Source organism: Massilia atriviolacea (assembly GCF_003953935.1).
GTDB classification, from domain to species: Bacteria; Pseudomonadota; Gammaproteobacteria; order Burkholderiales; family Burkholderiaceae_D; genus Telluria_A; species Telluria_A atriviolacea.
In genome coordinates, this window is record NZ_RXLQ01000009.1 from 106,250 (window position 1) to 128,089 (window position 21,840).

17 protein-coding genes are annotated in these 21,840 nt (G+C 62.7%); 12 read left to right on the forward strand and 5 right to left on the reverse strand.

The features are described 5' to 3' along the window. The first annotated feature begins 14 nt into the window (after positions 1-14). Together moeA and EJB06_RS17935 are read left to right on the forward strand one after the other, a co-directional pair. The gene (gene moeA / locus EJB06_RS17930; RefSeq protein ID WP_198420861.1) at positions 15-1,298 is read left to right on the forward strand and encodes a molybdopterin molybdotransferase MoeA; all 1,284 of its coding nucleotides are present in this window, start codon (positions 15-17) and stop codon (positions 1,296-1,298) included. Between the two features lie 301 nt (positions 1,299-1,599). Continuing rightward, positions 1,600-2,472, forward strand: a complete 873-nt coding sequence (locus EJB06_RS17935) for an MHFG family PEP-CTERM protein (protein ID WP_126075390.1) — start codon at positions 1,600-1,602, stop codon at positions 2,470-2,472. A gap of 169 nt (positions 2,473-2,641) precedes the next feature. Here the strand turns inward: EJB06_RS17935 and EJB06_RS17940 are convergent, their stop codons facing one another. The 3 genes from EJB06_RS17940 to cqsA are packed head-to-tail and all read right to left on the reverse strand — an operon-like array spanning position 2,642 to position 5,640. After that, the gene (locus EJB06_RS17940) at positions 2,642-3,961 is read right to left on the reverse strand and encodes a DNA recombination protein RmuC (protein WP_126075391.1); all 1,320 of its coding nucleotides are present in this window, start codon (positions 3,959-3,961) and stop codon (positions 2,642-2,644) included. Positions 3,962-3,976: 15 nt separating this feature from the next. Next, on the reverse strand, positions 3,977-4,366 hold the full coding sequence (locus tag EJB06_RS17945) for a group II truncated hemoglobin (RefSeq protein WP_126075392.1): 390 nt from the start codon (positions 4,364-4,366) through the stop codon (positions 3,977-3,979). Between the two features lie 32 nt (positions 4,367-4,398). Further along, a complete protein-coding gene (cqsA, locus tag EJB06_RS17950) occupies positions 4,399-5,640 on the reverse strand; it encodes an alpha-hydroxyketone-type quorum-sensing autoinducer synthase (RefSeq protein ID WP_126075393.1) in 1,242 nt (413 codons plus the stop codon). A gap of 151 nt (positions 5,641-5,791) precedes the next feature. On the opposite strand from cqsA, the gene EJB06_RS17955 reads away from it, so the two are divergent. Further along, positions 5,792-7,090 (forward strand): sensor histidine kinase, encoded by a 1,299-nt coding sequence (locus EJB06_RS17955; RefSeq protein ID WP_126075394.1) that lies wholly within the window; start codon positions 5,792-5,794, stop codon positions 7,088-7,090. A 19-nt stretch (positions 7,091-7,109) separates the two neighbouring features. After that, positions 7,110-8,105 (forward strand): response regulator, encoded by a 996-nt coding sequence (locus EJB06_RS17960; RefSeq protein WP_126075395.1) that lies wholly within the window; start codon positions 7,110-7,112, stop codon positions 8,103-8,105. Positions 8,106-8,152: 47 nt separating this feature from the next. On the opposite strand, the gene EJB06_RS17965 is transcribed toward EJB06_RS17960, so the two are convergent. Both EJB06_RS17965 and EJB06_RS17970 read right to left on the reverse strand, forming a co-directional pair. Further along, positions 8,153-10,684: an ABC transporter permease gene (locus tag EJB06_RS17965; RefSeq protein ID WP_126075396.1), complete on the reverse strand. Its 2,532-nt coding sequence runs from the start codon at positions 10,682-10,684 to the stop codon at positions 8,153-8,155. An 18-nt stretch (positions 10,685-10,702) separates the two neighbouring features. Beyond that, on the reverse strand, positions 10,703-11,722 hold the full coding sequence (locus EJB06_RS17970) for an adenosine deaminase (RefSeq protein ID WP_126075580.1): 1,020 nt from the start codon (positions 11,720-11,722) through the stop codon (positions 10,703-10,705). 571 nt (positions 11,723-12,293) lie between these two features. Here EJB06_RS17970 and EJB06_RS17975 point away from each other — a divergent pair. The 8 genes from EJB06_RS17975 to EJB06_RS18015 all read left to right on the forward strand — a co-directional run bounded on the left by EJB06_RS17975 (position 12,294) and on the right by EJB06_RS18015 (position 21,746). Further along, positions 12,294-14,216: a PrkA family serine protein kinase gene (locus tag EJB06_RS17975; RefSeq protein ID WP_126075397.1), complete on the forward strand. Its 1,923-nt coding sequence runs from the start codon at positions 12,294-12,296 to the stop codon at positions 14,214-14,216. Between the two features lie 109 nt (positions 14,217-14,325). Further along, positions 14,326-15,594 (forward strand): YeaH/YhbH family protein, encoded by a 1,269-nt coding sequence (locus tag EJB06_RS17980; protein WP_126075398.1) that lies wholly within the window; start codon positions 14,326-14,328, stop codon positions 15,592-15,594. 29 nt (positions 15,595-15,623) lie between these two features. Further along, positions 15,624-17,150: a SpoVR family protein gene (locus EJB06_RS17985; protein ID WP_126075399.1), complete on the forward strand. Its 1,527-nt coding sequence runs from the start codon at positions 15,624-15,626 to the stop codon at positions 17,148-17,150. 657 nt (positions 17,151-17,807) lie between these two features. Then, positions 17,808-18,470: an energy transducer TonB gene (locus EJB06_RS17990; RefSeq protein WP_126075400.1), complete on the forward strand. Its 663-nt coding sequence runs from the start codon at positions 17,808-17,810 to the stop codon at positions 18,468-18,470. Between the two features lie 88 nt (positions 18,471-18,558). Further along, the gene (locus EJB06_RS18000) at positions 18,559-19,488 is read left to right on the forward strand and encodes a MotA/TolQ/ExbB proton channel family protein (RefSeq protein WP_198420854.1); all 930 of its coding nucleotides are present in this window, start codon (positions 18,559-18,561) and stop codon (positions 19,486-19,488) included. 6 nt (positions 19,489-19,494) lie between these two features. Next, on the forward strand, positions 19,495-19,932 hold the full coding sequence (locus tag EJB06_RS18005; protein WP_126075401.1) for an ExbD/TolR family protein: 438 nt from the start codon (positions 19,495-19,497) through the stop codon (positions 19,930-19,932). Between the two features lie 76 nt (positions 19,933-20,008). Further along, positions 20,009-20,437, forward strand: a complete 429-nt coding sequence (locus EJB06_RS18010; RefSeq protein ID WP_198420855.1) for an ExbD/TolR family protein — start codon at positions 20,009-20,011, stop codon at positions 20,435-20,437. 172 nt (positions 20,438-20,609) lie between these two features. Next, on the forward strand, positions 20,610-21,746 hold the full coding sequence (locus EJB06_RS18015) for a tetratricopeptide repeat protein (protein WP_307720456.1): 1,137 nt from the start codon (positions 20,610-20,612) through the stop codon (positions 21,744-21,746). Positions 21,747-21,840 lie beyond the last annotated feature (94 nt).

Below are 21,840 nucleotides of genomic sequence, written 5' to 3' on the forward strand. Positions count from 1 at the left end.
TCCGTGTGCACACCATGACCCTGCCGACCCTGAACGACGTCACCAGCTGCCTGTCTTCCTACGATCCCGATGCCCTGCCCGTGCGCGACGCCCAGCGCATCATCGGCGAGTTCATCACGCCGGTCGACGGCGTCGAACAGCTGCCGCTGCCGGCGGCGCTGGACCGGGTGCTGGCGGCCGACATCGTCTCGCCGATCAGCGTGCCGGCGCACGACAATTCGGCCATGGACGGCTACGCGCTGCGCGGGGCCGACCTGTCCGAGACAGATCCGGTCACGCTGTCGGTGGTGGGCACGGTGTTCGCCGGCCGTCCCTCGGATGTGGTGCCGGCCAGCGGCGAGTGCGTGCGCATCATGACCGGCGGCGTCATGCCGGCCGGCTGCGACAGCGTGATCCCGCAGGAGCTGGTCGCGGCAATCGGCGCCGGCAGCATCAGCATCGCGCCCGGCGCGATCCGCGCGGGCGACAACCGCCGTTTCGCCGGCGAAGACCTGATGGCCGGCAGCGCCGCCCTGCGCAAGGGCAAGGTCATCCGCCCGGCCGACCTGGGGCTGCTGGCGTCCCTCGGGATTGCCACGGTGCCGGTCGCGCGGCGCCTGCGCGTGGCCTTCTTTTCCACCGGCGACGAGCTGCGCTCGATCGGCCAGCCGCTCGACGCCGGCTGCGTCTACGACAGCAACCGCTATACGCTGCACGGCATGCTCACCCGGCTCGGCTGCGACATCGTCGACATGGGCGTCGTGCGCGACGACCCGCAGGCGCTGGAAGAGGCGCTGCGCCACGCCTGCGAAAACGTCGACGCCATCTTCACCTCGGGCGGCGTGTCGGTCGGCGCGGCCGATTACACGCGCGAGATCATGGCCAAGCTGGGCGACGTGAGCTTCTGGAAGATCGGCATGCGTCCGGGCCGCCCGCTCGCGTTCGGGCGCATCGCCTCGAACGGCCACAGTGCCTTTCTGTTCGGCCTGCCGGGCAATCCGGTGGCGGTGATGGTGTCGTTCTACTTTTTCGCGCGCGACGCGCTGCTGCGCATGATGGGCGCCGACGCTCCGCTGCCCCTGTTCAAGGTTCGCTCGGCCTGCGCGATCCGCAAAAAACCGGGGCGCACCGAATACCAGCGCGGCATCCTGGCGCGCGGCGAGGATGGCCAGCAAACCGTCCGCATCACCGGATCGCAAGGCTCCGGCATCCTGCGTTCGATGAGCGAGGCCAACTGCATGGTGATCTTGCATGATGAACAAGGAAACGTCGCGGCGGGAGAGTTGGTCGACGTGATGCCGTTCGAGGGGTTGATCTGAGCCGCGCCGCTGCGCAAATACTTATTGAATATGCAAACTGGATGACGCAACAGGGCGATCGATTGCACAAATAGCAAAATTCATGACAATTCAAAGTGGCATTTTCGATAACTGTGTTGTTTTTGAGTCACTGTATTTTGTCATAGCTTGCCTATTTATTGCCGTGCTATACAGCGACTTATCATAGGTGAAATGACTAAAAAACATTGAAGATGTCATTTTTGAATTATTTGAATGATAACCTTTTTTTGAAATACGCTTGCTAATATGATCTCTAAGCAAACCTATCCGGTAAGAGATCATGAAGCGCGCAAGCTGCATTACCGTTGCAAGTTCCAGGGTCGCGGGGCCGCTGTCGGCCTGCGTGTTGGTGTTGGGCGCGGCGCTGATGCTGGCGGCGAATCCGGCCCACGCAGCGGCCGCGAGCCGCGTCGACAAGTGCGACTGGGACCGTCCCGGCGTGAACCCGTTCATGGGCGACGTGGTGGCCGCCGTCGACCGCTACCGCGACATTCCGCCGCTGGTGCGCGCGCGCCTCAAGGAGCGCATGGCCGACCGCAATTTCGATGAATTCGTCACCATCGGGCGCGATTCGATCAAGGGCCAGAACTACTACGAACCGAAGATCCGCGACATGCATTTCGGCGCCGGCACGGTGTGCGGCAGCGTTTCGCGTGCCGGCTGGAGCGCCAGCACCAAACAGGCGGGATTGGTGTATTGCGAAGGCGATCACTGCATCCTGGTGCCGACCGTGTGCCGCAACGTGAGCCGCATTCACCGGATCGGCACGAGCGGCCCGTCGCGCGGCCGCGCCGGCCTTGGCGGGCCGGGATCGTCGACCTCCCTGTCCGACGAACCGGCAGCGCCGGAGACCGACCTGGCTCTCGCCCTGCGCGGCACCAGCGCGGAAACCAAATCGGTGGTCATGGAGCGCACCCCGGCCGCGCCGCCGGGGCTGACCGGCTACCAGGGCGGGATGCCGGTCACGCCGATCGGCAGCGGCGGTTTCGGGCCGCCGTTCAGGGACGGCCCGATCACCGGCATCGATCTCACGCCGGTCCCGGAAACCAATCTGCCGGCGGTGCCGGTGCCGGAGCCGGAACAGTGGATGATGATGGGATTGGGATTGATGGCGGTGATGAGTGCTGCCAGGCGCCGTCTGCGCCCCCGCTAACCTCATCTCCGTCACCCGCCAACCTCATCTCCGTCGCCCGTTAACCTCATCTCCGTCGCCCCCGCTAGCCTCATCTCCGTCGCCCCCGCGCAGGCGGGGGCCCAAGTGAGCGCCGCAGCCGGCAACTGAGCATCGAACGTGGTCCCCCGCCTGCGCGGGGGCGACGTGCTTACGCCTCGCTATCCATATCCGGCCCCAGCATCAGCTGCGCCGCTTCGCTCGGCAAGGCCTCCACCGACTTGAGCTTGCGCGCCATCTGGCGGCTGCGCACTTCCGCGCTCTCGATATTCTTGGCCGCCTTTTCGAGCGTGAGCTTGGTCTGCGTGAGCACGTCGCCGAACTTGGTGAATTCCGTCTTCACCGCGCCCAGCACCTGCCACACCTCGGACGAGCGCTTTTCCAGCGCCAGCGTGCGAAAGCCCATCTGCAAACTGTTCAGGATCGCCGACAAGGTCGACGGCCCCGCGATCGACACGCGCAAGCTGCGCTGCAAATCGTCGGCCAGCCCCGGCCTGCGCATCACCTCCGCATACAGCCCTTCGGTCGGCAGGAACAGGATCGCAAAGTCGGTCGTCAGCGGCGGCGAGACGTACTTGTCGCAGATCGTCTTCGCTTCCAGCCGCACCGCGCGTTCGAGCTCGCGCCCGGCCAGCGCCACGCCATCGGCGTCGGCCCGGTCGGCCGCGTCGAGCAGGCGTTCGTACTGCTCCTTGGGGAACTTGGCGTCGATCGGCATCCACACCGGCGCGCCGCCATCGACGTGGCCGGGCAGCTTGATCGCAAACTCGACCCGCGCTCCGCTGCCGGGAATGGTCTCGACGTTCTTCGCATACTGGTCCACCGTGAGCACCTGTTCGAGCAGCATTTCGAGCTGCACTTCGCCCCAGGTGCCGCGCGTCTTGACGTTGGTGAGCACCCGTTTCAGGTCGCCCACGCCGATGGCCAGCTGCTGCATCTCGCCCAGCCCCTGGTGCACCCGCTCGAGGCGCTCCGACACCTGGCGGAACGATTCGGACAGGCGCGTCTCCAGCGTCGCGTGCAGCTTCTCGTCGACCGTCTTGCGCATCTCTTCCAGGCGCGCGCCGTTGTCGTTCTGCAGGTCGCGGATCTTCGCTTCCAGCGTCGAGCGCACTTCGAGCATGCGCTGCGCGTTCGATTCGGTCAGCGCCGACAGGGTCTGGTGCATGGTGTCGGCAAAGCGCTTGAGCGTGGCCGACTGCTCTTCGCGCCCGCTGATGCTGGCCAGGTGAATCTGCTGGCGCATGCTGTCGAGCTGCTGCACGGTGGCGGCGTGATACTGCGCGAGGCTGGCGCCGATGTCCTGGCGCGTGCCCTGGGCGCCGGCCTGCAGCTCTGCGCGCAGTTCGCGCTCGAGGCGTTCAAGATGGAGCGCGCCGCCATCGGCGCGCGCGCGCAGCAGCAGGAGCGCCTGCAGCACGATGACGACGACCGCCAGCGCGGCCAGGATCAGGAATTCGGTCTGGGTCATGGAATCGGTCGGACCTCAACCCGGCTGGTTGCGCATCCAGTCGGCGGTCTGGTAGAACGACTCCATCAGGCGCAGGCGCAGCGCTTCGTCGATGCCGATGTCTTCCATCGCCCAGGCCATGGCGCGCAGCCACTGATCGCGCTCGCTGCTGCCGATGGCAAACGGCAGGTGGCGCGCGCGCAGGCGCGGGTGGCCGTACTGTTCGACGAACAGGTCGGGCCCGCCCATCCAGCCGCTCAGGAACATGAACAGCTTGTCGCGCGAGCCGTCCATCGACGGCGGATGCAGTGCGCGGATACCGGCAAATTCCGGCTCCAGTTCCATCAGATCGTAGAAGCGGTCGACCATCTCGCGCACGCGCGCTTCGCCACCGATGACGTCATACAGGGTTTGTGGTTCACTCATGCCGCCATGATAGCGCAGCATGCGCGCCGCTGTCAGACCAATGCGAGGCGGCGCAGGCGCCGCGTGGACGGCCAGCTGTCCATGCCGACTTCCAGGCGCATGTCGGCGCAGGCCTCCAGCAGGCGCGCGCAGTGCGCGCCCGTCATGCCGCTGTTGAGCGTGAGGCGCACCAGCGAGCGGTTCTTGGCGGTGGCCGGCGCGCAGAACACGGCGCCGTAGACGCCGCGCTTTTCCAGCGCCTTGCGCAGCGCCAGCGTGCGCGGCTCGGGGCCGGCTTCGAGCGCGACGATCTGTTCGCTGCCCTCGACGTTGTAGCCCAGGGTGCGCAGCCCGTCGCGCACCGTGCGCGTGGCGTGCGCCAGCGCGGCGCGGCGCGCGTCGGCGGCGGCGATGAAGTCGAGCGCCGCGTCGAACCACGCCAGCTCGTGCTCCAGCAGGCAGGAGCTGAAAATCGCCGGCCGCGACGCCGACAGGAAGTAGCCCTTGAAGTGGCTCGAGCAGGTAATGAAGCCGGCGCGCCCGGCAAAGCTCTTGGCCAGCGAGGCGGTGCGGAAGTGCACCTGGCCGGCCAGGCCCAGCTGCGCCACCAGTCCGCCCCCGCGCGGGCCGTGGGTGCCGAGCGAATGCGATTCGTCGACCACCAGGATGCTGCCGCTATCGCTGGCGATGCGCGCGATCGCGGCCAGGGGCGCGACGCTGCCGTTGGTGCTGTACAGGGCGTCGACCACGATCACGCCGGGACCGTGCTTGCGCACCTGGCGCTCCAGGTGCGCCGCGTCGTTGTGCAGGAACGGCAGCGCAGCGGCCTGCGCCGACTGCACGCCCTCCCACAGCGAGGCGTGCGCCATCATGTCGAGATAGACCGGCACCCCCGGCCCGGCGATGGTTTGCAGCAGGCCCACATTGGCGGCCCAGCCGGACTGGGTCAGCACCGCGTCCTCGGCCCCCATGAACGCGGCCAGCTTCGCTTCCAGCCGGTGCTGGGCGCTGCCCTCTTGCAGGAAGACCGAGGACATCAGCATGCCGCCGCGGGTGCGCACCAGGCAGCGCGCCTGCGCATCGAGCAAGGCCGCTTCGCCGGAGATGCACAGGTAGTCGTTGCTGGCCAACATCAGCGCGCCGGGCGCGGGCGCGCTCCAGACGTGCAGATGCTCGCCACCGAGCAACTGCGCCACCCGCGTGACGTAATGCGCATCCATGCGGCCTGTGACGAAAGAAGGCATGGCCGATTCGGCGCGCAAGGCAGGCGAAACTTGATCGACAGCAAAAGACATGAATTCTCCTCGGAAAAATCATCCATTCTGTCGCGCCCATCCTTGACAATTGTGCAACATCGATAGAGCTTGACATATATCAAATTGCAAAATATCAACATGGGTGAAGATTGCGCTTCCCGCCCAACCCTGCGAGTCCGGAAGCTCTTCCATGATCTTTGCCAGCGTCCCTTCCCCGTTATCGATTCAGCGCCTGCGCGAATACCTGCTGGAGTGGTTCGTCAAGCACGAGCGCCATCATGCGCATGCGACCGGGCGCTTCCTGCTGCTGGCCTGGATCGGCTTCCTGGGCATGCCGGCCTACTACACGATCTGGACCTACTGGTTCCCGCAGGAGTTCGAGAGCCTGACGCTGCGCCTGGCCGGCGCGGCCCTGTGCCTGCCGGCGCTGGCGCCCGGGCGCCTGCTGCGCGGACGCTTCGTCGACGCCTACCTGTTCGTCGCGGTGACCTACGTGCTGCCGTTCCAGTTCATCTTCATGTATCTGATGAACCACGGTTCGGCCGTGTGGAGCCAGTCGCTGCTGATCGCGCTGATCGTGCTGTTCCACTTCCGCACGCGCTGGGCGCTGGCCGCCTGCGCCAGCGGCACGGTACTCGCCTGCGTCCTGTTCGCGCTGGTCGGCGACCCCGCCTTCCTGCTCAGCCACACGGTGCTGGAACAGCTGCCGATCTACGCGTTCACCATCGTCGCCGTGTCGGTGGCCAAGGCCGGCCGCGGCGCCCTGGCGCGCGAAAAACTGGCCGGCATGGCGTACGCCCTGGCCAGCGTGTCGCACGAACTGCGCACGCCGCTGGTGAGCGTGGAAGCGAATGTGCGCGGCATCGCCCGCCGCATCGCGCCGCCGGCCAGGGCCAGCGAAGCGGACTGGCAGGCCATGGGCGAAGCGATGGCGCGCATCCAGTACGAGGTGCGCCACATGACGCACATGATCGACCTGTTCCTGCTGTCGGCCAGCGCGGTCGAACAGCAGCTCGAAGCGACCGAAGTGCTGTCGATGCGCGAGGTGGTCGATTCGGTGATGCGGCGCTATCCGTTCGCGGCGCAGTCGCAGCGCGACGCGGTCAGCGTCGACATCCGCACCGACTTCCGCTTCGCCGGCAAGCACGAGCTGTCGGTCGTCATTCTGCTCAACCTGCTGCGCAATGCGCTCAAGGCGCTGCACCGGGCCGGCAAGGGCCGCATCCGCATCGTGGTCGACGGCCGTCCCGAGCGCCCGCGCCTGCTCGTCATCGACACCGGCTGCGGCATCGCCGCGCGCCAGCTGCCGCTGATCTTCCAGCGCTTCTATTCCTACCCTCCCAGCTCCGGCGCCGGCATCGGGCTGGCCCTGTGCAAGGACATCATCGATGCCTGGCAGGCCAGCATCCGCTGCGTCTCGCGCGAACTTGGCTACACCATCTTCGTGCTCGAATTCCCGCGCGTGGCGGCGGCGCCGGACCCGCATTGACCTCCCACGAAAGGCTCCCATGCCCCTGCCGATCTACAGCCATCCCAGCCTGACCGTCCTGATCGACGACAGCGACAGCTTCCTGAAAAGCGTCGCCTTCCAGCTCGACCCCGCGCTGGCCAGCAAATGCTTCGCCGATACCAGCAGCGCGCTGGCCTGGATCGGCGCCCACGGCGAGCGCCAGCCGGGCCGCCTGGCGGCCAGCCACGACACCTATCCCGGCGCGCAGGACGGCTGCAACGTCGCCGTCGACATCGACCAGATCCACCGCATCAGCTTCGAGCCGGAGCGCTTCATGACGCCGTCGGTGGTGGTGGTCGATTATTCGATGCCGCAGATGGATGGCCTCGAATTGTGCGAAGCGCTGCGCCACCTGCCCTGCAAGAAGATCCTGTTTACCGGCGTGGCCGACGAAAAGGTGGCGGTGGACGCCTTCAACCGCGGCCTGATCGACCGCTACATCAAGAAGAGCGACGACGGCGCGCTCGACCGCCTGGAAGCCGAAATCGTGGCATTGCAGCGCGAGTATTTCGCGGCCCGCTCGGACCCGCTGCGCGACATGCTGGAGCTGCACAACCACAGCTTCCTGAGCGACCCGGCCTTCAGTGCGGTGGTGCGCATGGTGATCGAGCAGCACGGGATCGTGGAGCACTACCTGTATCCGAATCCGGCCGGGATTTTGCTGTACGACGCGCGCGGCCGCGCGCAGCTGTTGGTGGTCGAGACCGAGGCCGGGATGAATGCGCACCATGAAGTCGGCTGCGACAGCGATGCGCCGCCCTCCTTCCTGCAGGCGGTGCGCGAACGCTGCATCGTGCCGTATTTTCGCGAGGGCGACGGCATGTATGCGCGCGACTTCGCCCGCAACTGGCATCGCTGGACTGCGCCCGCGCAGTGCTGCCGTGGGGCGCAGGACAATTATTACTGGGCGCTGTTCCCGCTGGCGCCGGGTGAGCTGGACCAACCGGCCCACCCGTTCTCCAGCTTCCTGCGCGAGCGCGAGACCACGCCTTGAGCAGCGCGCCCTTGTCCAGCGCGCCCTTGCCCCGCGCGCCCTTACTCTTACGTGCCGCGCAGGGTCTGCAAGGGCGGCTGGCGCAGCACGTTGCGCAGCCCGAGCCAGCCGCCGACGATCGCGCACAGCGCGCCCACCACCAGTCCGGCCAGCCACACCATCGGGCTGAAGGTCCACGGGAACTTGAACTGGTAGGTCGCCAGCGCCCAGCCCAGCGCCGCCGCGCCCGATGCCGCCAGCAGGCCCGCCAGCCCGCCCACCAGCGCGAATTCGATCCACTGCGCGCGCGAGAGCTGCTTGCGCGTCGCGCCGAGGGCGCGCAGCAGGCCGGACTCGCGGGTGCGCTCGTCCTGGGACCCCATCAGCGCCGCGTACAGCACCAGCACGCCCGAGGCCAGGGTGAACATGAACAGGAATTCGACGGCGGTGACCACCTGGTCCAGCACCTCCTGCAGCTGGCGGATGATGCCGCTGACATCGATCACGGTCAGGTTCGGGAAATCGCGCGTCAGGCCGTTGGTGAAGGTGGACTGGGCCGGCGGCAGGTGAAAGGCCGTCATGAAGGTCTGCGAGGTCTTTTCCATCGCGGCCGGGTTGATGATGACAAAGAAGTTGGCGCGCATCGAGCCCCATTCGAGCTTGCGCAGGCTGGTCACCCTGGCGTCGACCAGGGTGCCGCCGACGTCGAAGCGCAGGCTGTCGCCCAGTTTCAGGCGCAGGGTCTTGGCAAGGCCCTGCTCGACCGAGGCTTCGGCCACGCCCGGCCCATCCTTGTACCACTGGCCCGCCACGATCTCGTTCGAGGCCGGCATGTCGCGCGTGGTCGAGAGGTTGAACTCGCGGTCGGACAGGCGGCGCGCATTGTCGTCGTCGTAGGTCGCCGCAGTGATCGGATTGCCGTTGACGGCGGTCAGGCGCCCGCGAATCATCGGGAACAGCTGCGCGTCGTCGACCCTGGCGGCGGCGATGCGCCTGGCCACGTCGTCCTTTTGCTCGGGCAGGATGTTGATGACGAAGCGGTTCGGCGCGTCCGGCGGGGTGGCGCTGCGCCAGGCCGTCATCAGGTCGCCGCGCACCACGGTCAGCAGCAGCAGGGCCATCAGGCCGAGCGCCAGCGAGACCACCTGCACGATGGTCGCGCCCGGGCGGCGCTGCAGCGAGGTGACGGCAAAGCGCCAGCTCTGGTTGTCGACGGCGCCGCGCAGGGTCTTCAGAAAGGCCAGGCCGCCCCACGCCACCAGTCCAAACACGGCAAAGCCGCCAAGGAAGCCGGCCGCGGTCGACAGCGCCAGCTTGACGTCGCCCGCTTGCCACAGCAGCAGTCCCACAAACACCACGAGGCCGAGGCCATAGGTGGCCAGCGCCATCGGCTTCGGCGCGGCCTGTTCGCGCCGGATCACGCGGTTGTGCGGCACGTTGCGCAACTGGAGGACCGGCGGCAGCGCAAAGCCGACCAGCAGCAGCATGCCGGTGGCGATGCCCTGCAGCGCCGGCAGGAAGGAGACCGGCGGCAGGTCGGTGCTGAGCATGGCGCCGATCAGCTCCATCAATACATAGTGGCCGCCGAAGCCGACCAGCACCCCGAGCGTACTGCCCACCAGGCCGATCAGGGCGAATTCGATCAGGTACAGCATGCTGACCTGGTTCTGGCTCAGGCCGAGGCAGCGCAGCATGGCGCAGGCGTCCAGGTGGCGCAGCATGAAGCGGCGCGCCGCCATGGCCACGGCCACCGCCGCCAGCATGGCCGAGAGCAGGCCGACCAGCGACAGGAAGCGGTCGGCGCGGTCGAGCGTGGAACGCATTTCGGGACGGCCGTTTTCGAGCGACTCGACGCGCACGCCGCGCACCTTGTCGGCGGCGATGCGCTCGGTGATCCACGCTTCGAAGGCCTTGACGCTCCTGGTATCGTTACCGGACGGCGCGCCCACCTGCAGGCGGTAGGTCACGCGCGAGCCGTTGTCGATCAGGCCGGTGGCATCGAGGTCGGCCAGCGGCAGCATCACGCGCGGCGAAAAATTGGCGAACGAGGGACCGCGATCCGGTTCCGAGGCGATCAGCTGGGCGATCGTGAATTCCTTGTCGCCCACCCGGATGCGGCTGCCCACATCGACCTTGAGGGCGGTCAGGACATTCGGGTCGACCCATACCGTGCCCGGGGCGGGCGTGGCGTCGGTCTTCTCGCCCAGGGCGGCGCTGGCCTGTTCCAGGCTGGTGCTAATGCGCAGCTGGCCGCGCAGCGGGTAGCCGGGCGAGACCGCCTTGACGGCCGCCAGCTGCGACAGCGATTGCTCGCCCTCGCCCGCCTGCGCCATGCTGGGAAAGGTCACGGTATCGGCCAGCACCAGGCCGCGCTTCTTGGCTTCGGCGCGCCAGGCGGGATCGAGCGGCTGGTCGGCATTGACCAGCAAATCGGCGCCGAGCAGCTGGTGCGCATCGCGATTGAGGCCGTTGCGCATGCGGTCGATGAAAAACCCCACCGCCGACAGCGCCGAGACAGCGATGATCAGGGAGATCAGCAAAAAGCGCAGTTCACCGGCGCGCCAGTCGCGCGCGGTCATTCGAAGCGATTGAATCAGCATGGCGGGGCGGGCGGTGTTTTAGAGGGTGACGTTGGCGCTGGCGAAAAACTGGTCGACTTCGGCCAGGAAGGCGCGCTTGGCTTCCGGCGCCAGAAAGGCGGCCGTGAAGCTGTTGCGGGCCAGCTGGCGCGCGTGCGCGGCGGTCAGCGGCAGCGCGTCGAACACGGCCACGAAGTTATCGTTCATGTAGCCGCCGAAGTAAGCCGGGTCGTCCGAGTTGACGGTGGCGACCAGGCCGGCGTCGAGCAGGGTCGCCAGATTGTGTTCTTCCATCTCGCCGAACACGCGCAGCTTGACGTTCGATAGCGGGCACACGGTCAGCGCGATCTGCTCGCGCGCCAGGCGCGCCGTCAGGTCGGCGTCTTCCAGGCAGCGCACGCCGTGGTCGATGCGTTCCACATTCAGGACGTCGAGCGCGGTTTCGATGTAGGCCGGCGGGCCTTCCTCGCCGGCGTGGGCCACCAGGCGCAGGCCGAGCTGGCGGCAGCGTTCGAACACGCGCGCGAATTTCTCGGGCGGATGGCCGCGCTCGGACGAGTCGAGCCCGACGCCGATGAACTTGTCGCGGAAGGGCAAGGCCTCTTCCAGGGTGGCGATGGCGTCGTCTTCGCTCAGGTGGCGCAGGAAGCACATGATCAGGGTGGCGCTGATGGGGCCATCCTGGCAGGCGCGCCAGATGCCGTTGATCGCGGTCTCGAAGGGCACGCCGCGCGCGGTGTGGGTTTGCGGGTCGAAGAAGATTTCGGCATGGCGCACATTGTCGGCGTGGGAACGCACGAGGTAGGCCATGGTCATATCGTAGAAGTCCTGCTCCTTGAGCAGGACGCTGGCGCCGGCGTAGTAGATGTCGAGGAAGGATTGCAGATCGCTGAAGGCATAGGCCGCGCGCAGCTCTTCCACCGAAGCGTAGGCCAGGGAAACACCATTTCTTTGCGCCAGCGCAAAGATCAGCTCCGGTTCGAGCGACCCTTCGATGTGGATGTGCAATTCAGCCTTGGGCATCTGTTGCACAATATTTCTCATCTGGTCGTTCAGCATCATGTTTCTCCGTCGGTAATGGGTGTGTCCTCAGGCAGCAGTGTAGCGCAAGCGCGCTCCGCGCAAAGTTCGGGGCGGAAAATGTGTGACACGCGCGGCGATTTTCGTGCGCCATCGGTCGCAGAGTTCGTGCACTATCCAATCACACTTGATGGTCGTGATGGCGTTCTTTCGTTAGTGCAGGAAAGCTTGATCAAGACGACATGCATAACGAACATCCAAGTCAAAAATGAGACAGCAAAAAGGCAAGTAAACACAGCGCTTTTTCTTTTTAAATCAAGCAGTTAAGACGGTTACATCAGCTTACTCTACATTACTTTGACTTCCGCAACCATTAGGCACATAATAAATTTCATAGGCGTAAGAAGAGCTTGTCGACACGCGCAAAATCACCGGGCCACACCGGTAAAAAATAATAATACCGTTATCTGTTTTTTGTTTCAGACATGCTGGAACAGGAATGCCGGCGGCGGTTCAACAGGAGTACGCCAACGATCAGGGCTGGACAGCACGCCGACGGTAAGACTGCCAGTGACAGTGAAGTAGTGACAGCACATTAAAGGACATTCAAATGACCATTTTTGACAACTACGCAGCTCGCTACGAGCGTACCCGCGAAGAGGAATATTCCCTCTCTGAGTATCTGGCACTGTGCAAGAAGGACAAGCTCACGTATGCCAGCGCGCCCGAACGCATGCTGGCCGCGATCGGCGAGCCGACCCTGGTGGACACGCGCAACGACACGCGCCTGTCGCGCATCTTTGCCAACAAGGTCATCAAGATTTATCCGGCTTTCCGCGATTTCTACGGCACCGAGGAAGTCATCGAACAGGTGGTGTCCTACTTCCGCCATGCCGCCCAGGGGCTGGAAGAACGCAAGCAGATCCTGTATCTGCTCGGCCCGGTCGGCGGCGGCAAGTCGTCGATCGCCGAAAAACTCAAGGTGCTGATGGAACAGGTGCCCTTCTATGCCCTGAAAGGCTCGCCGGTGAACGAATCGCCGCTCGGCCTGTTCAACGAAGAAGAAGACGGCGTGATCCTGGAAGAGGATTACGGCATTCCGCGGCGCTACCTGCGCACCATTCCCAGTCCGTGGGCGGTCAAGCGCCTGCACGAATTCAATGGCGACATCAACCAGTTCCGCGTGGTCAAGCGCTATCCCTCGGTGCTCAAGCAGATCGCCATTTCCAAGACCGAACCGGGCGACGAGAACAACCAGGATATTTCTTCGCTGGTCGGCAAGGTCGATATCCGCAAGCTCGAAGATTACGCCCAGGACGATCCGGACGCCTACAGCTATTCGGGCGGCCTGTGCCTGGCCAACCAGGGGCTGATGGAATTCGTCGAGATGTTCAAGGCGCCGATCAAGGTGCTCCATCCGCTGCTGACAGCCACCCAGGAAGGCAATTACAAGGGGACCGAGGGCTTCGGCGCGATTCCCTTCGACGGCATCATCCTGGCCCACTCCAACGAGTCGGAATGGAAGACCTTCCGCAACAACCGCAATAACGAAGCCTTCCTCGACCGGATCTACATCGTCAAGGTGCCGTACTGCCTGCGCGTGTCGGACGAGATCAAGATTTACGACAAGTTGATCCGCAATTCCTCGCTGGAGCTGGCCCCGTGCGCGCCCGGCACCATGAAGATGATGGCGCAGTTCGCGATCCTGTCGCGCCTGAAGGACCCGGAAAATTCGAGCATCTTCTCCAAGATGCTGGTCTACGACGGCGAGAACCTGAAAGACACCGACCCCAAGGCCAAGTCGATGCACGAGTATGTCGACTATGCCGGGGTGGACGAGGGCATGAACGGGCTGTCGACCCGCTTCGCCTTCAAGATCCTGTCGAAGGTGTTCAACTTCGACAATACGGAGGTGGCGGCCAATCCGGTGCACCTCCTGTATGTACTGGAACAGCAGATCGAACGCGAGCAGTTCCCGCCCGAGACCGAACAGCGCTACTTCTCGTATATCAAGGAACACCTGGCGCAGCGCTATGTCGAATTCATCGGCAAGGAAATCCAGACCGCCTACCTGGAAAGCTATTCCGAATACGGCCAGAACATCTTCGACCGCTATGTGACGTTTGCCGACTTCTGGATCCAGGACCAGGAATTCCGCGATCCCGACACCGGCGAGAGTTTCGACCGCGATGCGCTCAACAACGAGCTGGAGAAAATCGAAAAGCCGGCCGGGATCAGCAATCCCAAGGATTTCCGCAACGAGATCGTCAACTTCGGCTTGCGCGCCCGCGCCACCAACGGCGGCAAGAATCCGGCCTGGACCAGCTATGAAAAGTTCCGCACCGTGATCGAGAAAAAGATGTTCTCGAATACCGAGGAACTTTTACCGGTTATTTCGTTCAATGCCAAGGCCAGTGCCGAGGATGCGAACAAGCACGCCGACTTCGTGGCGCGCATGGTGGAAAAAGGCTACACCGCCAAGCAGGTGCGCCTGCTGTGCGAATGGTATCTGCGCGTGCGCAAGTCGTCGTAAGGCGGCCCGCTGGCGGACCGTGCCGGTCCGCCCGGGCGCCTTGGCGCTGCCCAAGGCGCGCCACGGCGCCCGCCCAGGCGCAAACAGGATTTGAAGCAGGAGGCCCGTTTTGACTTACCTCATCGACCGACGCTTGCAAGGCAAGAACAAGTCTGCGATCAACCGAGAGCGCTTTCTCCGGCGATATAAAAGCCAGATCAAGGACGCTGTCGGGCGGGCCATCAAGGGCCGCTCGATCACCGATATCGAGAATGGCGAGAAGGTATCGATTCCCGTCAAGGATGTGAACGAGCCGAATTTCGGCCATGCCCACGGCGGCGTGTGGGAAACCGTCAACCCCGGCAACAAGGAATATCAAAAAGGCGACCAGTTCAACCGGCCCAAGGGCGGCGGCGGAGCGGGACGCGGCAAGGCGGGCAACAGCGACCAGCAATCGGAAGACGATTTCATCTTCGAGCTCTCGCGCGAAGAATTCATGAATTACTTCTTCGAAGACCTGGAATTGCCGAACATGGTCAAGACCCAGCTGACCGCCACCACCGAATTCAAGAACCAGCGCGCCGGCTACAATATGTCGGGCACGCCGTCCAACATCCACGTGCTGCGCTCGCTGCGCGGGGCGCTCGGACGGCGCATCGCGGTCGGCGGCAGCTCGCGCAAGGCGGTGCTGGAAGCCGAGAGCGAACTGGTCGCGCTGCTCGAGGACGGGGCGCCGCTGGACGACCCGCGCGTGGTCGAGCTCAAGCGCCTGATCCACCACCTGCACACCAAGCTGCTGGCGATCCCCTTCATCGATCCGTTCGACTTGCGCTACAGCAACCGCATCAAGGTGCCCAAGCCCATGACCCAGGCCGTGATGTTCTGCATCATGGACGTGTCGGGCTCGATGGACGAGAGCCGCAAGGATACCGCCAAGCGTTTCTTCATCCTGCTGTACCTGTTCCTCAAGCGCGCCTACGACAAGATCGAGGTGGTCTTCATCCGCCACCACACGGCCGCCTCCGAGGTGGACGAGGAAGAATTCTTCCATTCGCGCGAGTCGGGCGGGACCGTGGTGTCCTCGGCGCTGCACCTGCTGACCAAGATCATCGGCGAGCGCTACGGCAGCGGCGAGTGGAACAGCTACGTCGCCCAGGCCTCGGACGGCGACAACTGGGACAACGACTCGGTGCTGTGCAAGCAGCTCCTGATCGATACCATCATGCCGGCGGTCCAGTACTACACCTATGTGGAAATCACCGACGGCCCGCCGCAGAACCTGTGGGAGCAGTACGCCGAAGTGTCGGACCACCATCCGAACTTTGCGATGCAAAAGATTGTCACGCCGGCCGACATCTATCCGGTCTTCCGTGAACTGTTCAAGAAGCAAGTGAAATAGCCAGCTCGTCGGCACCAGGAGAGACAGCCATGCCAAGAGACCCGAAACACCCGCGCGCCCTGCCCGAGCAGTCCGAATGGACGTTCGACCTGATCGAGCACGCGCACGAGGAAATCCGTCGTGTCGCCAAAAAATTCGGCCTCGACACCTACCCCAACCAGCTCGAAATCATCACCGCCGAGCAAATGATGGATGCCTACACCTCGGTCGGCATGCCGGTCTCGTATAACCACTGGTCCTTCGGCAAACATTTCCTGTCCACCGAAAAAAGCTACAAGCGCGGTCAGATGGGCCTGGCGTACGAGATCGTCATCAACTCGAATCCCTGCATCGCCTACCTGATGGAAGAAAACAGCCTGACCATGCAGGCGCTGGTGATCGCGCATGCTGCTTATGGGCACAACTCATTTTTCAAAGGCAACTACCTGTTCCGCACCTGGACCGATGCCGACGCCATCGTCGACTACATGGTGTTCGCGAAGAACTATATTGCCGAGTGCGAGCAGCGCTATGGCATCGACGCGGTCGAGCTGCTGCTCGATTCCTGCCATGCCCTGCAAAACTACGGTGTGGACCGCTACAAGCGTCCGGCCAAGCTATCCCTGGCGCAAGAAAATGCACGCCAGAAAGAACGCGAGGAATACGCCCAATCGCAGGTCAACGCCCTGTGGCGCACGGTGCCCCGGCGCGACGAGGAGGCGGCCGACGTGGCGATCCCGCGCTTTCCGCCCGAGCCCGAAGAGAACTTGCTGTACTTCATAGAAAAATACGCGCCCCTGCTCGAACCATGGCAGCGCGAAATGGTCCGCATCACGCGCAAGATTTCCCAGTACTTTTATCCGCAGCGCCAGACCCAGGTGATGAACGAGGGCTGGGCCACCTTCTGGCACTACACGATTTTGCAGGAACTATATAAGGAGGGCATCGTCGGCGACGGCTTCATGATGGAGTTCCTGCAAAGCCATACCAACGTCGTCTACCAGCCGCCCGCCACCAGCCAGTACTACAGCGGCATCAATCCGTATGCGCTGGGCTTCGCCATGATGAGCGATATCCGCCGCATCTGCGAAGACCCGACCCCGGAAGACCGCGACTGGTTTCCGGCGATTGCCGGCACCGACTGGCGCGTGGCGCTCGACTTTGCGATGCGAAATTTCAAAGACGAAAGTTTCATTGCCCAATACCTCTCTCCGAAACTGATCCGCGACTTTCACTTCTTCGCCGTGCTCGACGACGACAAGAACGAGAAGCTGACCATCTCGGCCATCCACGACGAACGCGGCTACCGCTACGTGCGCCAGCAGCTGGCCGAGCAGTACAACCTGGGCAACCGCGAACCGAACATCCAGGTCTGGCAGGTGAACACGCGCGACGACCGGGCATTGACCTTGCGCCACACCCAGTTCCAGCGCCGTCCGCTCAACCAGCACGCCCAGGAAGTGCTCAAGCACGTGGCGCGCCTGTGGGGCTTCGATGTGCACCTGGACACCGTCGATCCTTCCGGAAACATCCTCAGCAGCCTCGAATGCAAGCGCGAGAAGCGCAACCGCAACTGAAGCGCGCCGATCGCCAGCCGGTGGAAGTCCGGCTGCCGGGCCCTCCACCCGGCCCTACCAGATGAGCGCAACAGAATCGTCCATGTCCGCGCAAAAAAGACTGGTACACGCGCATCAATATGCTATATTGCTGTCGTGATGACAGTCATTAGCCAGGCGCATAGCTTGGCGCGCCCGACTGGCCCGCCATCCCCGCGATGACAGCCTGTTTCGGCGCTGCGCAGCCAGCCTTTCGGCAGCACGTTCCCGGATGCGCAAGCGTGGCTTTCAACCGTACGCCTTCCCTGACCGAAACTCGATATAGTTAGCATAATCGCCACAAGGCGATAGAACATTATTTGGCGACAGTGTCAGTAAGGTGTAAGAAACAACGGGCTAAATCGATTGTTTGCTGCATTTTGTACGCTTTTGCATGCCCTTCAAATAAGTAGCGCTTTAGTATTGCTTTTTTCACCAGAAGATGCAGGTCAGGGCTCTAGCGAGGCCTTTGACAATCGTTTTCACGCTCCGAATCGAACCGTTTTGGAGCCGTAAAAATGTATGGTAAAAAAAGAATTCGTAGGTATAATTCGCCGACGTCCCGGATGCGGCTCAAGGTCTTGTCGTGTTTTGTGGGTTTAGTAGCAACAAAAAGAGTTGGTATTGGAGAAAGCAGGCATGAATTTTTCGCATGATAAGAACCCCGGGAAGAATTTCACTGGCATTGCGGTCGTAATTGCTATTCACGCATTGGTGGCTTGGGGGATCGTAAGCGGTCTGGGTACCCGCATGGTCACGAAAATGGCTGAAGCAGTGGAAACCAAGATTGTCGAAGAGGTCAAACCGCCTCCTCCGCCGGATGTTCCGCCACCGCCGCCGCCGCCTGAAATGAAGGCGCCTCCGCCTCCGTTCATTCCGCCGGTCGAAGTCAACGTACAGCAGCCGCCACCGGTGCAGAACACGATCGCCACGGCGACCAATGTCAAGCCGGCCACGACGGAACTGCCGCGTCCAGCGCCACCAGCGCCGCCAGCACCACCGGCGCCGGCCAACCCGAATCCAGTCCGCATTCCAGCGGTCGCCGACTTCAACACTTGCGCAAAACCGGAGTTCCCAAAAGCTTCCTTGCGTAACGAAGAAACCGGCACGGTTACCCTCTCTTTCCTGATCGGTACCGACGGTCGCGTCGCCGATTCGAAAATTGTCAAGTCGAGCGGCTTCAGCGCCCTGGACAAGGCAGCGAAAGAAGGCATCGGCAAGTGCAAGTTCAAGCCAACCATGGTCGATGGCAAGCCGGAACAAGCATGGATGCAAATGCAATACGTCTGGACGCTGGATTAACAACCGAGGCGGCAGTTTAGTCTCACTACTGTGATTTTCGTTGTCATTATGTTCAGCGAACTGATTATTTTATAAATTTGGAGGAAGCATGTTTAAGAATACCCGTTTGTCCGCTGCACTGGCGGCTGTCCTGTTCTCGGTTACGGCAGCTTCGGCGCTGGTCTCCGCACCAGCTTTCGCTGACGCTCCTGCTCCAGCGGCGGCACCTGCAGCAGATGCAGCGGCTCCAGCTGCGGCACCAGCACCGGAAGCGGCTGCTCCAGCAGCGCCGGCAGCTGAAGCTCCAGCAGCTCCGGTCAAGGAAGAAAAAGAAGCGGTGCACAACCCGTACGGTATCGAAGCTCTGTGGGCCGAAGGCGACTTCGTTTCCAAAGGCACGCTGATCATCCTGTCGCTGATGTCCATGGGTTCGTGGTACATCCTGATCACCAAGCTGATCGACCAGGCCAAGATCTTCAAGCAATCGAAAGAAGCCCAGGCCAAGTTCTGGAAAGCATCGTCGATCGCAGCTGGTTCGGCTACCCTGAAAGAAGGCAGCCCATTCCGCTTCATCGCTGAAACCGGCACCAAGGCAACCAATCACCACGATGGCGCCCTGCTCGAGCAGATCGACCTGTCGACCTGGGTGACGATGTCGATCCAGCGCGCTGTCGACAAAGTGCAATCGCGTCTGCAAGACGGCCTGTCGTTCCTGGCAACCGTTGGTTCGACCGCACCGTTTATCGGTCTGTTCGGTACCGTGTGGGGTATTTACAATGCACTGACCGCCATCGGCATGTCGGGTAACGCATCGATCGACAAGGTTGCAGGTCCAGTGGGTGAAGCGCTGATCATGACCGCCTTCGGTCTGTTCGTCGCAGTTCCTGCGGTTCTGGGTTACAACTGGCTGGTTCGCCGTAACAAGTCGGCCATGGAAGATGTCCGTTCGTTCAGCGCCGACGTTCACTCGGTCCTGATTTCGGGTGCGATGTCGACCAGCGAAGCTGGCCGTGCTGCCGGCGCTAAAAAGATCGGATAATTCACCATGTCCATGAGCGTCGGCTCCGATAGCGGAGAAGAAGATGCAGTCATGTCAGAGATCAACACGACGCCGCTTGTCGACATCATGTTGGTTCTGCTGATTATCTTCTTGATTACGAGCCCGGTGGTTCTGAAGCTGCAAAAGATCGCCTTACCTTCGGAAACCAACCAGGCATTGAAACCTAAGCCAACCACGGTGAACATCGTCGTCAATAAAGAAGGCGACATGTACTGGAACCAGACCCGTCTGAACGATACGACCGAGCTGTTCGAGTTCCTGAAGAAGGAAGCCGTGAAGATGCCGCAGCCTGAAGTCCACGTTCGCGGCGATCAACAGACGCGTTACGAGTTCATCGGCAAGGTGATGTTCACGGCACAGCGTGCTGGGATTCAGAAGGTCGGCTTCATTACGGAACCACCAGATAAAACTGGCGGCCGTTAAGCCCTCCTGAGTAGGGCGCGCAACGGGCAAGACGGTTGCGCGCCTTACGGGTTCCAACATTAGAAAAGGAAACATCATGAGTATGAGTGTCGGTTCTCCCGCCGCAGGCGCGGATCCGGAACCAATGATGGAAATGAACATGACCCCCTTGATCGACGTAATGTTGGTCTTGATTATCATGTTGATCATCACGATTCCGAAACAAAACCATGCAGTCAATCTGAACATGCCTGTCGGTAAAACGGAAACGCCGCCGACGCCGCCTGTCGTGATCACGATCGACGTCGACTTCGACGGCACGATCTTGTGGGACAACGTGGTTGTTCCAGACCGCGCCAGCCTGGAAGCGAAAATGAATTCCGTGGCGGCCATGGCCGACCAGCCGGAAGTGCATCTGCGCCCCAACAAGCTGGTTGAGTACAAGTATGTTGCTGGTGTGATGGCAACTGCGCAGCGCCTCAATGTGAAAAAAATTGGTATGGTTGGTAACGAACAGTTCCAATAAGCGCTATTGCTAATTGACGATACGGCAGGGTAATCCTGCCGTTTCGCTTTTGATTGAAAGAGTCCCAATGATCAAGTCTCGTCTCGCACATCTCGGCCTCGCCATGGCCGCTCTTGGCTTTACCGCAGCAACGCCCGTCGTCGGATTGTCCACTGCCTACGCAGCAGAAGCCGTGCGCGCGGAAATTGGTGGTCCTTTGCAGGCTGCCCAGAAAATGATGCAAGCCGGACGCGCGAAGGAAGCGCTGAACGAACTGCGCAAACTCGACGGTAAAAACCCGACCGCCAACGAGCAATACCTGATCGAACGCGTGCGCGCCGCCGCCGCCTCGACCGCCGGCGACTACGATACCGCCGCCCGCTCCTTCGAAAAACTGATCGACTCGGGCAAACTGTCCGCCAGCGAACGCGCCAACTTTTCCGAAGGCTTGATCGGCATTTACATGCGCGCCAAGGAATTCGGCAAGGCCAATGCCGCCATCCAGAAATCGCTGAAAGAGCGCGACGATCCGAAGCTGCGCGCCTACCTGATCCAGAATTACATGGCGATGGGTAACACCGCCGAAGCCACCCGCCTGCTCGAAGCGGACCTGCGCTCCTACGACAAATCGGGCCGCACGCCACCGGAAGAGCCATTGCAGATGATGGCCAACCTGCAGAACAAGAGCGGCGACAAGGCCGGCTATGTCAACACCATCGAAAAACTGGCAGCCCATTATCCGAAGGCCAGCTACTGGGCCGACCTGCTCAACCGCATCGTCAGCAAGCCAGGCTTCGCCGACCGCCTGCGCGTCGACGTTTCGCGCCTGCAACTGGCCAACAACCTGCTGAAAAAGCCGAGCGAGTACATGGAACTGGCCCAGCTGGTCCTGCGCGACGGCGCCGCCGCCGAAGCGGTCAAGATCGTCGACAAGGGCTACAAGGCAGGCATCCTGGGTGTGGGCGCCGATGCGCCGCGCCACCAGCGCCTGAAAGACCTGGCCGACAAGACCCTGGCCGACTTCAACAAGAACCTGGCCGCCAGCGAAGCTGCGCTGCAAAAAGCCGCCGATAACGACGGCCTGGTGAGCCTGGGCTACGCCATGGTGCAAGCCGGCCAGGCCGAAAAAGGCCTGGCGATGATGGAAAAAGCCATCGCCGCCGGTAGCCTGAAGCGTCCCGACGACGCCAAGCTGCGCCTGGGCCAGGCCTACGCCGCGGCCGGCCAGAAAGCCAAAGCCATCACGACCCTGAAATCGGTCGGCGGCAAGGACGGCACGGCCGAACTGGCGCGCTACTGGATCATGGCCATCAACCATCCAATGGCTTGATCGTCACCGCATCCCTGTAGTCTCCCGAAAAGCGCTGTCTGCATCTTGCAGGCAGCGCTTTTTAGCTTTGAACGTATAATCGCTATTTCGATTA

What these genes read in the sequence shown, in the direction of transcription:
- moeA (WP_198420861.1), top strand. Translation starts at nt 15, where the DNA reads ATGACCCTGCCGACCCTGAACGACGTCACCAGCTGCCTGTCTTCCTAC.
- EJB06_RS17935 (WP_126075390.1), top strand. Translation starts at nt 1,600, where the DNA reads ATGAAGCGCGCAAGCTGCATTACCGTTGCAAGTTCCAGGGTCGCGGGG.
- EJB06_RS17940 (WP_126075391.1), bottom strand. Translation starts at nt 3,961, where the DNA reads ATGACCCAGACCGAATTCCTGATCCTGGCCGCGCTGGCGGTCGTCGTC.
- EJB06_RS17945 (WP_126075392.1), bottom strand. Translation starts at nt 4,366, where the DNA reads ATGAGTGAACCACAAACCCTGTATGACGTCATCGGTGGCGAAGCGCGC.
- cqsA (WP_126075393.1), bottom strand. Translation starts at nt 5,640, where the DNA reads ATGTCTTTTGCTGTCGATCAAGTTTCGCCTGCCTTGCGCGCCGAATCG.
- EJB06_RS17955 (WP_126075394.1), top strand. Translation starts at nt 5,792, where the DNA reads ATGATCTTTGCCAGCGTCCCTTCCCCGTTATCGATTCAGCGCCTGCGC.
- EJB06_RS17960 (WP_126075395.1), top strand. Translation starts at nt 7,110, where the DNA reads ATGCCCCTGCCGATCTACAGCCATCCCAGCCTGACCGTCCTGATCGAC.
- EJB06_RS17965 (WP_126075396.1), bottom strand. Translation starts at nt 10,684, where the DNA reads ATGCTGATTCAATCGCTTCGAATGACCGCGCGCGACTGGCGCGCCGGT.
- EJB06_RS17970 (WP_126075580.1), bottom strand. Translation starts at nt 11,722, where the DNA reads ATGCTGAACGACCAGATGAGAAATATTGTGCAACAGATGCCCAAGGCT.
- EJB06_RS17975 (WP_126075397.1), top strand. Translation starts at nt 12,294, where the DNA reads ATGACCATTTTTGACAACTACGCAGCTCGCTACGAGCGTACCCGCGAA.
- EJB06_RS17985 (WP_126075399.1), top strand. Translation starts at nt 15,624, where the DNA reads ATGCCAAGAGACCCGAAACACCCGCGCGCCCTGCCCGAGCAGTCCGAA.
- EJB06_RS17990 (WP_126075400.1), top strand. Translation starts at nt 17,808, where the DNA reads ATGAATTTTTCGCATGATAAGAACCCCGGGAAGAATTTCACTGGCATT.
- EJB06_RS18000 (WP_198420854.1), top strand. Translation starts at nt 18,559, where the DNA reads ATGTTTAAGAATACCCGTTTGTCCGCTGCACTGGCGGCTGTCCTGTTC.
- EJB06_RS18005 (WP_126075401.1), top strand. Translation starts at nt 19,495, where the DNA reads ATGTCCATGAGCGTCGGCTCCGATAGCGGAGAAGAAGATGCAGTCATG.
- EJB06_RS18010 (WP_198420855.1), top strand. Translation starts at nt 20,009, where the DNA reads ATGAGTATGAGTGTCGGTTCTCCCGCCGCAGGCGCGGATCCGGAACCA.